This is a genomic window from Polaromonas sp. CT11-55, from assembly GCF_047303325.1.
Taxonomy (GTDB): domain Bacteria; phylum Pseudomonadota; class Gammaproteobacteria; order Burkholderiales; family Burkholderiaceae_C; genus Polaromonas.
On the sequence record NZ_JBKBEX010000028.1, the window covers coordinates 14700 to 28137 of the forward strand.

At 63.3% G+C, this 13438-nt stretch carries 14 protein-coding genes; 8 read left to right on the forward strand and 6 right to left on the reverse strand.

Annotated features, from left to right (window positions below; all coding sequences use genetic code 11):
- Positions 1-44 precede the first annotated feature (44 nt).
- The 3 genes from clpA to icd all read right to left on the reverse strand — a co-directional run bounded on the left by clpA (position 45) and on the right by icd (position 4242).
- Positions 45-2381, reverse strand: a complete 2337-nt coding sequence (gene clpA, locus ACEN8I_RS20385) for an ATP-dependent Clp protease ATP-binding subunit ClpA (protein WP_413330453.1) — start codon at positions 2379-2381, stop codon at positions 45-47.
- Between the two features lie 69 nt (positions 2382-2450).
- Positions 2451-2828, reverse strand: coding sequence for an ATP-dependent Clp protease adapter ClpS (clpS, locus tag ACEN8I_RS20390; protein WP_413330454.1), 378 nt, complete (start codon positions 2826-2828; stop codon positions 2451-2453).
- Positions 2829-2988: 160 nt separating this feature from the next.
- Entirely contained in the window at positions 2989-4242 is a 1254-nt protein-coding gene (gene icd, locus ACEN8I_RS20395; protein ID WP_413330455.1) for an NADP-dependent isocitrate dehydrogenase, read from the reverse strand.
- 205 nt (positions 4243-4447) lie between these two features.
- On the opposite strand from icd, the gene ACEN8I_RS20400 reads away from it, so the two are divergent.
- Together ACEN8I_RS20400 and ACEN8I_RS20405 are read left to right on the forward strand one after the other, a co-directional pair.
- Positions 4448-4765 carry a cell envelope biogenesis protein TolA gene (locus ACEN8I_RS20400; protein WP_413330456.1) on the forward strand — a complete coding sequence of 106 codons (318 nt, stop codon included), beginning with the start codon at positions 4448-4450 and terminating at the stop codon, positions 4763-4765.
- Positions 4766-4860: 95 nt separating this feature from the next.
- Positions 4861-5355: a DUF192 domain-containing protein gene (locus tag ACEN8I_RS20405; RefSeq protein WP_413330457.1), complete on the forward strand. Its 495-nt coding sequence runs from the start codon at positions 4861-4863 to the stop codon at positions 5353-5355.
- An 81-nt stretch (positions 5356-5436) separates the two neighbouring features.
- Here the strand turns inward: ACEN8I_RS20405 and ACEN8I_RS20410 are convergent, their stop codons facing one another.
- Positions 5437-6018 carry a superoxide dismutase gene (locus ACEN8I_RS20410; protein ID WP_413330458.1) on the reverse strand — a complete coding sequence of 194 codons (582 nt, stop codon included), beginning with the start codon at positions 6016-6018 and terminating at the stop codon, positions 5437-5439.
- Between the two features lie 81 nt (positions 6019-6099).
- Complete coding sequence (gene xseA, locus ACEN8I_RS20415) at positions 6100-7419, reverse strand: exodeoxyribonuclease VII large subunit (protein WP_413330459.1); 1320 nt, start codon at positions 7417-7419, stop codon at positions 6100-6102.
- Between the two features lie 344 nt (positions 7420-7763).
- Here xseA and ACEN8I_RS20420 point away from each other — a divergent pair, with 344 nt between their 5' ends.
- The 6 genes from ACEN8I_RS20420 to adk all read left to right on the forward strand — a co-directional run bounded on the left by ACEN8I_RS20420 (position 7764) and on the right by adk (position 11667).
- Positions 7764-8396 (forward strand): MotA/TolQ/ExbB proton channel family protein, encoded by a 633-nt coding sequence (locus tag ACEN8I_RS20420; RefSeq protein ID WP_413330460.1) that lies wholly within the window; start codon positions 7764-7766, stop codon positions 8394-8396.
- On the forward strand, positions 8393-8821 hold the full coding sequence (locus tag ACEN8I_RS20425) for an ExbD/TolR family protein (RefSeq protein ID WP_413330461.1): 429 nt from the start codon (positions 8393-8395) through the stop codon (positions 8819-8821). The genes ACEN8I_RS20420 and ACEN8I_RS20425 overlap by 4 nt, the downstream gene beginning before the upstream one ends.
- A gap of 48 nt (positions 8822-8869) precedes the next feature.
- Entirely contained in the window at positions 8870-9901 is a 1032-nt protein-coding gene (lpxK, locus tag ACEN8I_RS20430; protein WP_413330462.1) for a tetraacyldisaccharide 4'-kinase, read from the forward strand.
- The gene (locus ACEN8I_RS20435) at positions 9882-10064 is read left to right on the forward strand and encodes a Trm112 family protein (RefSeq protein ID WP_413330463.1); all 183 of its coding nucleotides are present in this window, start codon (positions 9882-9884) and stop codon (positions 10062-10064) included. Before lpxK ends, ACEN8I_RS20435 begins: the two co-directional genes overlap by 20 nt.
- Positions 10061-10819, forward strand: coding sequence for a 3-deoxy-manno-octulosonate cytidylyltransferase (kdsB, locus tag ACEN8I_RS20440; RefSeq protein ID WP_413330464.1), 759 nt, complete (start codon positions 10061-10063; stop codon positions 10817-10819). Before ACEN8I_RS20435 ends, kdsB begins: the two co-directional genes overlap by 4 nt.
- Before the next feature lie 191 nt (positions 10820-11010).
- Positions 11011-11667 (forward strand): adenylate kinase, encoded by a 657-nt coding sequence (adk, locus tag ACEN8I_RS20445; RefSeq protein ID WP_413330465.1) that lies wholly within the window; start codon positions 11011-11013, stop codon positions 11665-11667.
- Between the two features lie 55 nt (positions 11668-11722).
- On the opposite strand, the gene ACEN8I_RS20450 is transcribed toward adk, so the two are convergent.
- Positions 11723-13399 carry a M14 family zinc carboxypeptidase gene (locus tag ACEN8I_RS20450; protein ID WP_413330466.1) on the reverse strand — a complete coding sequence of 559 codons (1677 nt, stop codon included), beginning with the start codon at positions 13397-13399 and terminating at the stop codon, positions 11723-11725.
- Between the last annotated feature and the right edge of the window lie 39 nt (positions 13400-13438).

Sequence of the window (13438 nt, forward strand, 5' to 3'; positions counted from 1 at the left end):
CGGCCTTTTGGGTGGGTGCTGAAAAATCAGCGCCCAGGTTTGCCTCAATTGGTTTCCGCCGCCTCGGCCTCGGGCTTGGCCTTGCCCTCTTTCTTGGGCAGCGGCTGGATGTCGAGCTCGACTTCGCCGGTTTCCACGCCTTTTTCGTCGGTCGTCACTTTCATGTCGACAGTCAGGCGCCCGCCGTCTATCAAGCGGCCGAACAGCAGTTCGTCGGCCAGGGCGCGGCGAATCGTGTCCTGGATCAGGCGCTGCATGGGGCGCGCGCCCATCAGCGGATCGAAGCCCTTCTTGCCGAGGTACTTGCGCAGCGTGTCGGTGAAGGTGACTTCGACCTTCTTTTCGGCCAGCTGGGTCTCGAGCTGCAGCAGGAACTTGTCGACCACGCGCAGGATGACGGCTTCGTCGAGCGCCTTGAAGCTCACGGTCGCGTCCAGGCGGTTGCGGAACTCGGGCGTGAACAGGCGCTTGATGTCGGCCATCTCGTCGCCGGACTCGCGCGGGTTGGTAAAGCCGATGGTCGCCTTGTTCATCGTCTCGGCACCGGCATTGGTGGTCATGACGATGATGACATTGCGGAAATCGGCCTTGCGCCCGTTGTTGTCCGTCAGCGTGCCGTGGTCCATGACCTGCAGCAGCACGTTGAAGATGTCCGGGTGCGCCTTCTCGATTTCGTCGAGCAGCAGCACGGCATGCGGCTTCTTGGTGATGGCCTCGGTCAGCAGGCCACCCTGGTCGAACCCGACATAGCCCGGGGGCGCGCCTATCAGACGGCTCACGGCATGGCGCTCCATGTACTCGGACATGTCAAAGCGGATCAGCTCAATGCCCATGATGTAGGCCAGCTGCTTGGCGGCTTCCGTCTTGCCGACGCCCGTGGGGCCGGAGAACAGGAAGGAGCCGATGGGCTTGTCGTCCTTGCCCAGGCCCGAGCGGGCCATCTTGACGGCGGACGCGAGCACGTCCAGCGCCTTGTCCTGGCCGAAAACCACGCTTTTGAGGTCGCGTTCCAGCGTCTTGAGCTTACCGCGGTCGTCGTTGGACACGTTGGCGGGCGGAATGCGCGCAATCTTGGCCACGATCTCCTCGACCTCGGCCTTGCTGATGATCTTCTTGCGCTTGGACGCGGGCAGGATGCGCTGGGCGGCGCCGGCTTCATCGATGACGTCAATCGCCTTGTCGGGCAGGTGGCGGTCGTTGATGTACTTGGCGCTGAGCTCGGCCGCGGCCTGCAGGGCGGCCACGGCGTACTTCACGCTGTGGTGCTCTTCAAAGCGCGACTTCAGGCCCTTGAGGATGTCGACGGTTTCCTGCACGGTCGGCTCGACCACGTCGACCTTCTGGAAGCGGCGCGACAGGGCCGCGTCTTTTTCGAAGATGCCGCGGTATTCGGTGAAGGTGGTCGCGCCTATGCACTTGAGCTGCCCCGAGCTGAGCGCGGGCTTGAGCAGGTTGGACGCGTCCAGCGTTCCGCCCGAGGCCGCGCCGGCACCGATCAGGGTGTGGATTTCGTCAATGAAGAGGATGCCGTTGGGCTTGTCTTTCAGCGCCTTGAGCACGCCCTTCAGGCGCTGCTCGAAGTCGCCGCGGTACTTGGTGCCCGCGAGCAAGGCGCCCATGTCCAGCGAGTAGACATTGGCTTCGGCCAGGATCTCGGGCACGTCTTTCTGCGTGATGCGCCAGGCCAGGCCCTCGGCGATGGCGGTCTTGCCCACGCCGGCCTCGCCGACCAGCAGCGGGTTGTTCTTGCGGCGGCGGCAGAGGATCTGGATGACACGCTCGACCTCGTACTGGCGGCCGATCAGCGGGTCGATCTTGCCGTCCTTGGCGAGCTGGTTCAGGTTGACGGTGAACTGCTCGAGCGGAGAGGCTTTTTCGTTCTTCTCGCCGCCCTCTTCGTTCTCGGCCGCGCTCTCGCCGGCCTTGGCGGGCTCGGGCGGGTCGCTCTTCTTGATGCCGTGGGCGATGAAATTCACCACGTCCAGGCGGGTAACGCCCTGCTGGTGGAGGTAATACACGGCGTGCGAGTCTTTTTCGCCGAAGATGGCGACCAGCACGTTCGCGCCGGTGACTTCCTTCTTGCCGTTGCCGGTGGACTGCACATGCATGATGGCGCGCTGGATCACACGCTGGAAGCCCAGCGTGGGCTGCGTGTCGACATCGTCGGTCCCGGCGACCTGCGGGGTGTTGTCCTTGATGAAGTTGGCAAGCGACTTGCGCAGATCATCCACGTTGGCGGAGCATGCGCGCAGCACTTCCGCGGCACTGGGGTTGTCCAGCAAGGCAAGCAGGAGGTGCTCAACAGTGATGAACTCGTGGCGCTGCTGACGCGCCTCGACAAACGCCATATGCAAGCTGACTTCTAATTCCTGGGCAATCATTGATCTTCCTTTCGGCTTGCTTGGGTTAACTTAACTGACAGATAGTTCAAATATTGGCCGGTTTCGCGATTATTCAATGGGCTCGCTGACACACTGCAGCGGATGACCGTTCTTGCGGGCGGCCTCGGTGACCTGATCGACCTTGGTGGCCGCCACATCCTTGGAGAAAACCCCGCAGACGCCTTTGCCGTCCAGATGGATCTTCAGCATGATCTGCGTGGCGGTTTCCCGGTCCTTGTTGAAAAACTCCTGGATCACCACCACCACGAACTCCATGGGGGTGTAGTCGTCGTTGAGGAGGACCACCTGGTACATCTGTGGCGGCTTGGTTTTTTGCGGCCGGCGCTCCAGCACGACCGAATCCCCACCGGCGCCGTTGTCCGGCCTGACGGCGGGTACCGAAGGCTGCGCCGGGGTGCTAGGGGATTTGGGAGACTTGGTTGCCATGGAATTCATTCTAGCCACCGATATAGCCCAGTGCGCCTGATAGGGAAATTGGTGGCGGGAACGCGACATTCAAGCGTGATTTTTTGCTTATTTCGCGGACATGAAAAAACCGCCTCGGGATTGCTCCCGGGCGGCTTCAAAATAGAGGGCTGGGCCCGCTTTACATGTGGTCGATCATGACCTGGCCGAAACCGGAGCAGCTGACCTGGGTCGCACCTTCCATGAGGCGCGCGAAGTCATAGGTGACCTTCTTCGACTCGATGGATTTTTCCATCGAGCTGATGATCAGGTCGGCAGCCTGGGTCCAGCCCATGTGGCGCAGCATCATTTCGGCCGAGAGGATCTCGGAGCCGGGGTTGACGTAGTCCTTGCCGGCGTACTTGGGTGCCGTGCCGTGGGTGGCTTCAAACATCGCGACGGTGTCGCTCAGGTTGGCGCCGGGGGCAATGCCGATGCCGCCGACCTGGGCAGCCAGCGCGTCGGAGACGTAGTCGCCGTTGAGGTTCAGGGTCGCGATCACGCTGTATTCAGCGGGGCGCAGCAGGATCTGCTGCAGGAAGGCGTCGGCGATGCTGTCCTTGACCGTGATTTCCTTGCCGGTTTTGGGGTTCTTGAACTTCATCCATGGGCCGCCGTCGATTTCCACCGCGCCGAATTCCTTCTTGGCCAGGGCGTAGGCCCAGTCACGGAAGCCGCCTTCGGTGAATTTCATGATATTGCCCTTGTGCACGATGGTCACGCTGGGCTTGTCGTTGTCGATGGCGTACTGGATGGCCTTGCGCACCAGGCGCTCGGTGCCTTCGCTCGAAACCGGCTTGATGCCGATGCCGGAGGTGTTCGGGAAGCGGATTTTCTTGACGCCCATCTCATCCTGCAGGAACTTGATGAGTTTTTTGGCCTTGTCGCTGCCGGATTCGAACTCGATGCCGGCGTAGATGTCTTCCGAGTTTTCGCGGAAGATGACCATGTTGGTCTTCTGCGGCTCTTTGACGGGGGAAGGAACGCCCGCGAAGTACTGGATGGGGCGCAGGCAGACGTAGAGGTCGAGTTCCTGGCGCAGTGCGACGTTCAGGCTGCGGATGCCGCCGCCCACGGGCGTCGTCAGCGGGCCCTTGATCGAGACGACGTAGTCGCGCACGGCATGCAGGGTTTCCTCAGGCAGCCACACGTCGGGGCCGTAGACCTTGGTGGACTTTTCGCCGGCATAGACTTCCATCCAGTGGATCTTCTTCTTGCCGCCGTAAGCCTTGGCAACAGCAGCATCAACCACCTTCAACATGACCGGCGTGATGTCGGCGCCGGTGCCGTCGCCTTCGATGAACGGAATGACGGGCTCGTCAGGCACATTCAGGGAGTTGTCGGCGTTGACAGTGATTTTTTTGCCTTGGGAAGGCACTTTGATGTGCTGGTACATGTAGGAAAGTCTCCGGTGGGCGCTGAGGCGAGGATGGGTACGCCGTGTAGCAGGTTAGGTAAAAACCCCTAAATTCTAGCCGTAAATCCAAGGGGGAAAAGAATTTGGGGGCTTGTGTCAACGGCCGGCGAAGGGGCTCCGTTACGGAAGGGCCTCCGAGAAGTTCGGGGTATTTTTTCCAATAACGTTTTCAAGGAAATTCCAAATGAACAAAATCCTCGCTGCTCTGATCGCTGGCCTCTTCGCTGTTGGTGCATACGCACAAGCTCCCGCTGCCAAGCCTGCTTCCGCTCCTGCTGCCGCAGCCGCTCCAGCGCCTGCAGCTGCTCCTGCCGCAGCTGCCAAGCCAGCCAAGATGACCAAGGAAGAAAAAGCTGCCGCCAAGGCCGCCAAGAAAGAAAAAGCCGCTGCTGAAAAGAAGGCAAAGGCTGAAGCCGCTGCCGCCAAGAAGGCCGAAGCAGCTGCTGCCAAGAAGGCAAAGGCTGAAGCCGCTGCCGCCAAGAAAGCTGAAGCCAAGAAGTAAATTCCTGGTGACTTCGGTCAAAATGCCCGCCGCGTGCGGGCATTTTTTATGCGCGTCGTTTATGCTGGCAGGTCAACTTCATGCGTGGTGATTCTATGTTTCCAACCCCTGGCGCCTTCTCTCTAGGCAAGGCATTTCGGGCCCTGGCGGGCGCTTTTGCCCTGGCCGCCCTGTTCTCCCCCCTATGCGCCTGGTCCCAGGATGGCCCGCAGATGAACCTGCAGCGCGTCAAGCTGTCGGCCGGCATGCACCTGATTGATGCACAGGTGGCCCTCACGCCCGAACAGCGGCAAATCGGCCTGATGTTCCGCAAGGACATGCCGCAGCAGGAAGGCATGATCTTCGTGTTCGAGCAGGCCAGCCAGCAATGCTTCTGGATGAAAAACACCCTGCTGCCCCTGACTGCGGCCTTTGTGGCGGATGACGGCACCATCGTGAACCTGGCCGACATGAAGCCGCAAACCACCAACGCCCATTGCTCGGCCGAGCCGGTGCGCTATGTGCTGGAAATGAACAAGGGCTGGTTCGCCAAAAAAGGCATCAAGGCCGGCAGCAAGCTGGGCGGCCCCTTTTTTGAGGCCAGGCGCTGATTTTTTCACCTGCCCGAAACGACAAAAGCCGACTTCAAGTCGGCTTTTTTGTGGCGGCGCTGGATGCGCCGGCCGCGCCTATCAGGCGAAGTTGGCTTCGGCGAAGCTCCAGTTGACCAGGTTGGACAGGAAGGTTTCCACGAATTTGGGGCGCAGGTTGCGGTAATCGATGTAGTAGGCGTGTTCCCAGACGTCTACCGTCAGCAGCGCCTTGTCAGCGGTGGTCAGCGGGGTGCCGGCCGGGCCGGTGTTGACGATGTCCACAGTACCGTCGGCTTTCTTGACCAGCCAGGTCCAGCCGGAGCCGAAATTGCCCACGGCGGATTTAACGAAGGCTTCCTTGAAGGCAGCGTAGGAGCCGAATTTGGCGTTGATGGCCGCGGCCAGCGCGCCACTGGGCTCACCGCCGCCGGCGGGCTTCATGCAGTTCCAGAAAAAGGTGTGGTTCCAGATCTGGGCCGCGTTGTTGTAGACGCCGCCGCTGGATTTTTTGACGATCTCTTCGAGCGTCATGGATTCGAACTCGGTGCCTTTTTGCAGGTTGTTGAGGTTCACCACGTAAGCGTTGTGGTGCTTGCCATGGTGGTACTCAAAGGCTTCCTGGCTGTAATGCGGCGCCAATGCGTCGATCGGGTAAGGGAGTGGTGGGAGCTTGTGTTCCATGATTTTCCTCGTGGTGATGAATAAACTGTTGTTGGACGATTGTGAACGCGGTTGCGAACACTGTCCGGGCCATTGTAAAAACTAAATCAGCCGGCGCGCCGTGACGGTCAAATCGACCTCGCCGCCGGCAAGGGTAGCGCGCACGGGCTGGCCTTCATGCGTGCTCTCCGGGCTGGTGATCGGTTGTCCCTGCAGGTCGGCCAGCCAGGCATACCCTCGCTTGAGGACCAGCCTGGGGTCCAGCAACCCCAGCCGCAGCTGCGCGCGCTCTAGGCGCTGGCGGCCGCGCAGCAGGCTTGCCTGCACCTCGCGCGGAAACTCGCTCGCCACGGATTGCAGCCTGAGCCGCTCATGCTGCAGGGCCGAGCGCATGGCGTGGTTCAGGCCCTGCCCCAGGCCGGCCAGCCGCGCATGCTGGCGCGTCACCAGGTGGGAGGGCCGGCTGACCCGGGACGCGGCCCAGTCCAGGCGCTGGTTGTGCGACTGCAACTGCCGGTCCACGCCGTTTTGCAGCCGCGAGCCGGCCAGATCCAGCGCGCTGAGCCAAGTGCTTTGCGGCTGCGCGCACAGCTCGGCTGCGGCGGTGGGCGTCGGCGCGCGCACATCAGCGCAAAAATCGGCAATCGTGAAATCGGTTTCATGGCCCACACCGCTGATGACCGGGACCGGCGACGCCACGATGGCCCGCGCAAGTTGTTCGTCGTTAAAGGCCCACAGGTCCTCCATCGCGCCGCCGCCGCGCACCAGCAGCAGCACGTCAACCCGGTCCTGGCCGCGCCTCTGGTAGGCCTTGTGCAAGGCCTCACGCAACTCGCCCGCGGCCTGCCCACCCTGCACGCTGGCCGGGTAAATCACCACGGGGATGTGCGGCACACGCCGCTGCAGCGCGGTCGCAACATCGTGCAGGGCCGCGGCACCCAGCGAGGTCACCAAGCCTATCGCGCGCGGCAGCAGGGGCAAGGGGCGTTTGCGGCCCGGATCAAAAAGCCCCTCAGCCTCCAGTTTCGCCTTGAGCTGCAGGAATTGCTCGAACAGGTTGCCCTGCCCGGCCTGCCGCATGGACTCCACCACCAGCTGCAGTTCGCCGCGCGGCTCATATACGCCCAGGCGGCCCCGCAACTCCACCAGTTGGCCGTCGCGCGGGGCGAAGTCGAGCAAGCCGGCCGCGCGGCGAAACATGGCGCAGCGAATCTGGCCTTGCTCATCCTTGAGGGAAAAGTAGCAGTGCCCGCTGGCGGCGCGCGAAAAGCCGCTGATTTCGCCCTGCACGGCGACCGGGTTGAAACGCGCTTCCAGGCTGTCCGCAATCGCGCGCAGCAAAGAGCCCACGGGCCAGATACGCACACCGGCCTCGCGTCCCGCCGGGAATGGCCTCTCCGAACGCGCGGCCGGCTCAAACATGGCTAAACCCCTTGATTTCCTGGGGGCAGTACTCCACAGAGCGCCGTCCTGCGTGGGCGCAAGGCCCGGTTTCCTGCGGACGGCGCGATAAATTCGTGTAACTCATTGATTTTGAATAACTTAATTCTGCTCAAATTTTCATCGTTCTGTCATATCCGCGATTTGGCGCGGCTTGGCGCGTGCATCGCCCTTACTTGCTCACAAAGTTATCCACAAGTTCTGTGGGCTATGTCCGACAAAAACAGCATCTTGAAAACATTCGTGAGCGATGTGCCGCGCGTCATGCGGCGCTGCAGTATCCGTAAGCCATAATCCACCACAAATTATCTGCTTGGAGATGTGCATTGTTTTCGATCATACAAGCCGCAGGCTGGCCGATTTGGCCCTTGGTTGCCTGTTCCGTCTTGGCTCTTGCCCTGGTTATCGAGCGTTTCACCAGCCTCAAAATCCGTAAAGTCGCCCCTCCCAAACTGCTTGACGAAGCCATCACCGTCTCCCGCGCATCCATTCCTTCGCCCGACGTTGTGGCGCAGCTCGAGCAAAACTCGGTGCTCGGCGAAGTGCTGGCCAGCGGCTTTCGCGCGCTGAATGCCAATCCGCGCATCAGCGAGGACGACCTGCGCTCCATCCTGGAAGGCGCCGGGCGCAAGGCGGCGCACAAGCTGGAGCGCTACCTGGCGGCCCTGGCGACCATCGCCTCCGCCGCCCCGCTGCTGGGCCTGCTGGGCACGGTCATCGGCATGATTGAAATCTTCGGCTCCCAGGGTGGCGGTGTCAGCGGTGCGGGTGGCGGCAATCCGGCGCAGCTTGCGCAAGGTATTTCGATTGCCCTCTACAACACGGCTTTCGGCCTGATGGTGGCGATTCCGGCGCTGATCTTCTGGCGCTACTTCCGGGCCCGCGTGGACGGCTATCTGCTGACCATGGAACTGGCCGCCGAACGCTTCGTGCGCCACCTCAATACTCTTCGCAAATGAACTTCCGCCCGCATCCCCATGACGAACCGGAGATCAACCTGATCCCCTTCATCGACGTGCTGCTCGTGGTGCTGATCTTCCTGATGCTGTCCACCACCTACAGCAAGTTCACCGAACTGCAGGTCAAGCTGCCGGTGGCTGACGCCGAGCAGCAGCGCGACTATCCCAAGGAAGTCATCGTCGCGGTGAGCAGCGACGGCCGCTACATGGTCAACAAAACCCTGGTCGAAGGCCGTGGTATCGAGGTGCTGGGCGCCGCGCTGGCCGACGCGGCCAAGGCCGGCAAGGAAAGCGTCATCATCATCAGCGCCGACGCCAGTGCCACGCACCAGGCGGTCATCACCGTCATGGAGGCGGCGCGCCGCCAGGGCCTCACGCAAATCACCTTTGCCACTCAGAGCGCCGCGATGGCCGGGTCGAAATAAGCCTCGGCTTTCCCGGCCCCAACAGCCGCCCTTCCCCGCGAAACGGCCGTGAAACACCTTCTGCAAAACGCCTGGCTCAGCCGTGGACCGCTGGCGTGCCTGCTCTGGCCGCTGGCGCAGTGCTACGGCCTGCTGGTGCGCTTGCGCCGTGCGCTGTACCGTCGCGGCATCCTGCGTTCCGAGCGTTTCAGGGTTCCCGTTGTGGTGGTCGGCAATGTGATTGCCGGCGGCGCCGGCAAAACCCCTCTGGTGATCGCCCTGGTCAGGCACTTGCAGGCGCAGCGGGTGGCGGTGGGAGTGGTGTCGCGCGGTTATGGACGCACCGCTTCCGGTTGCATGGAGGTTACGCCCGCCGCGCCGCCCTCGCAAACCGGCGACGAACCGGCCCTGATCCACCGGCTCACGGGCGCGCCGGTGTTTGTCGCCAGGCGGCGCACGCAAGCCCTGCGGGCCTTGCTCGCCGCCCACCCCGAAACCGCCGTGGTGATCTGCGATGACGGCCTGCAGCATTACGCCCTGGAGCGCGACATCGAGATTGCGACATTTGACGATCGCGGCATAGGCAATGGCTGGCTGCTGCCGGCGGGCCCGCTGCGCGAACCCTGGCCCGCGCGCACGCGGCAGGACCTGGACCTGGTGCTGCATACCGGGCAACGCCCCGCCTTCGAAGGCTTCGGGTCCAGCCGGCAGCTGGCCGACGACGCCTGGTCGGCTGGCGGCGAGCAGGTCGCGCTAACCGGCTTGCGCGGCCGGCCGCTGACCGCGCTGGCGGGCATCGCCAACCCGCAGGCGTTTTTCGGGATGCTGGCAGACGCCGGTTTGACGCTGGAGGCAAGCATCGCCCTGCCCGACCACCATCCGTTCAGCGAAGCCGACCTGGCCGGGCTGCAGGGACGCACAGTGCTGTGCACCGAAAAGGACGCGGTCAAGCTGTTTGCCCTGCCCGCAGCCGCCGGGCTGGACCTGCTGGCCGTGCCGCTGGTGTTTTCACCTGAACCGGCCTTTTTCTCCGCCTTCGATGCGCTGCTGGCGCCCCTGCTTTCTCCAGTACCATCGAAGCATGGACACCAAACTGCTTGAACTGCTGGTCTGCCCCGTGACCAAAGGCCCGCTTGACTACGACCGGGAAAAACAGGAGCTCGTCTCCCGCAGCGCCCGGCTGGCTTACCCCGTGCGCGACGGCCTGCCGGTCCTGCTAGAGAATGAAGCGCGCCCCCTGACGGACGAAGAGCTGGGCCTGTGAGTTTTACCGTCCTGATTCCGGCCCGGCTGGCCTCCACCCGCCTGCCCAACAAGCCCCTGGCCGACATAGGCGGCGCCCCCATGGTCGTGCGCGTGGCGCAGCGCGCCATGCAAAGCGCCGCCCTGCGCACCGTCGTGGCTACCGACAGCGACGAGATCGTTGAAAAATGCGCGGCCTTCGGCGTCACGGCCGTGCTGACCCGCGCTGACCACCCCAGCGGCAGCGACCGGCTGGCCGAGGCCTGCGGCGTGCTGGGCCTGGCGGACGAGGACATCGTGGTCAACGTGCAGGGGGACGAGCCGCTGATAGACCCGGCGCTGATCAACGCCGTGGCGCACCTGCTCAATGAGCGGCCCGACTGCGCCATGAGCACCGCCGCGCACTCCATAGCCCAGTTGGCGGACCTGCAAAACCCGAACGTGGTCAAGGTGGTGCTCGATGCCCGCCATACCGCGCTTTACTTCAGCCGCTCGCCCATTCCCGCGGGCCGCGACTTCGCCGGCCAGGCCTGGTGGGAAGCCGGCAGCACGCTGCCCAAGCCGCTGCGCCACGTCGGCATCTACGGCTACCGCGTGGGCTTTCTGCGGGAGTTCCCCCGCCTTCCCCAAGCGCCGCTGGAGCAGCTTGAGCAGCTCGAGCAGCTGCGCGCCCTGTGGCACGGCCACCGCATCGCCGTACACATCACCGACGACGCGCCGGGCCCGGGCGTGGACACGGCCGAAGACCTGGACCGCGCCCGCAAGCTGTTTTCCTGAGCGCGGACCCCTGCCGGGAAGCCCTTCCCTGTAAGGTGCTGTCAGGGGTGCGTGCTATCCTTGGGAAAAACGCAAGTGGAAGGCCTGCAGGACGTGCTGGCAGCCCTTCACATCTGCCAAGCAACCCCAGCGGGTGACCGGCGCGCCGGCCTGGGGCTGACTTCACGAATTCATAAAATCCGAGGACATCCATGAGACTGATATTGTTGGGCGCGCCTGGCGCGGGCAAAGGGACGCAAGCGACCTTCATCTGCCAGAAGTACGGCATCCCCCAGATTTCCACCGGCGACATGCTGCGCGCGGCCGTCAAGGCCGGCACGCCGCTGGGCATCGAAGCCAAAAAAATCATGGATGCCGGCGCGCTGGTCAGTGATGACCTGATCATCAATCTGGTCAAGGAACGCATCGCCCAAGCCGATTGCGCCAAAGGCTTTTTGTTCGACGGTTTTCCGCGCACCATCCCGCAGGCCGACGCGATGAAATCGGCTGGCGTGAGGCTCGATTACGTGCTGGAAATCGACGTGCCTTTCGAGGCCATCATCGAGCGCATGAGCGGACGCCGCTCGCATCCCGCCTCAGGCCGCACCTATCACGTCAAGTTCAACCCGCCCAAGGTCGAGGGCAAGGACGACGTGACCGGCGAGCCACTGATCCAGCGCGAAGATGACAAGGAAGAAACCGTGCGCAAGCGCCTGGAGGTCTACAGCGCCCAGACCCGCCCGTTGGTGGACTATTACTCGAGCTGGGCCAAGGTCGCACCCGACGCGGCGCCCAAATACCGCGCCATCAGCGGCATGGGCACGGTCGACCAGATCACGGCGCGGGCTTTCGAGGCCCTGTCCGCTTAAGCTCCCCGTTGATTCGCAAAAAAGCCGTCCTTGCGACGGCTTTTTTCATGACTCTTTAAAAAATCGACAGCACCGGGTAGCGCCGCCATTGCGGCTCGGCATAACGCGCGCAGTTCTCGAAGATAAAGCCCAGCACCTGCTTAGAGTCGGACAGAAGTTGCGGATTGGCCGCCTTCCACTGCTCGAAGCGTGCGCGCAGCTCTGGCTCGTCCTTGAGCAACTGCAGCGCCATGTCTTCGAACACATAGTCCGAGAAGTGTTCTTTCTTCTCGAGGATGCTGTTGAAAAACCCCCAGCGGAAAAAGCTGTCGTGCGCCTGGGGCTCCAGGGTTTCGACGGCGTAACGCGCCTTGTCTTGGTCCAGCGGCACCCACCAGTCGCCGGCCTGCAGCTCCACGGCCTGCAGGCTGGTTTCGAGCGTGAGTTCGTCATGGAACATATGGCCCTCATAGGCGCCGGGGCGGCTTTGCACGGCCTGAATGCGGCTGACCTGGGCCTGCACCGTGCGGGCGGCGGCGAGGCGCTCCATGCGCACGCCGTTCCAGTCCAGGCGCTCGACCACCGCGCGCCAGGCCTGCGGGACCACATAGGCCAGGGGCGCGCGCACCACAGCCTCCTCGGCAAAGTGGGTGAAGTAATCGATTTCGCGCTCCCAGGGCTGGTCCCTGTCGTAAGCCAGGCGCCGGTAATTGCCCAGCAGGCTGGGCGAATGCACCGCGGCGTAGCCCTTGAAGCGCAGGCGCGAGCGGCGGGTTTCATCGAGCTTCCAGCGCACCGGCCAGTGGGCCCTGCCGACCGCCGCTTGCCGGGCCTGCCGCCGCAGAGCCTGGATCTGCGGCGCGTTGGCCACCGTGAACGCCAGCGTCACATCCAGCAGCGCGCGCATGGACTCATAGCGGTCCCTGAACGGCTTGAGCATATGGGTCTCCGGCATAAAACCTATGGTGTGGTTCAGCGCCGCATAGCCGGTCGAAAAGCGCGGCACCTCGAGGAAGTCGGCAATCCCCTGGTCCGGGCTCACCTGCACCGGGTTCACATAGGGACAGGTCGGCCAGCCGCGCTCCTCCATGCCGCGGTAAATCACCGGCAGCATGCTGTCCCGCAGGAAAGTGCCCAGGCCGCCGCCCAGCTTGTCGGCCTGGGTATGGATCAGCGTCATGGTGTAGCTGTAGTCCGCGCCGTTGGAGGTGTGGGTGTCGACCATCACGTCCGGGTCCCAGGCCGTGAAGAAGCGGTTGAACAGCTGCGCGTTAAGACTGTCGCACTTGATGAAGTCGCGATTCAGGTCCAGGTGCAGGCTGTTGCCCCGAAAGCCGAAGGACTCGGGCCCGTCCTGGTTGACGCGGCTGGTATCGCCCCGGTTGCAGCTGCCGTCGACGTTGTAGACCGGAATGAAGAGGTAGACCGCGCTGCCCAGCGCGGCCAGGCGTCCAGGTTCCAGGCAGAGGTCGCGCACCAGCGCCATGCAGGCGTCTATGCCTTCGGGCTCGCCGGGGTGTATGCCGTTGTTGTTGAAAAAGACGGCCCGCCCCGCCTGCCGGATCTTCTCGCGATCAAAGACCCCGTCGGCGCTGACGATGCCGGCATGGATGGGCACGCCGGCATCGGAAACGCCGATCTGCGAGAACTGCAGGACGGTCGGGCAGCGCCGGGCCAGCGCTTCATAAAACCGGATGCAGTCCTCCCAGGTGGTGGTCTGGTTCCGGTTGCCGAGTTCATACGGGGTTTGCATGGGGTGTCCGCGAGGTCAAAAAAGGAATGGAGCTTGGGG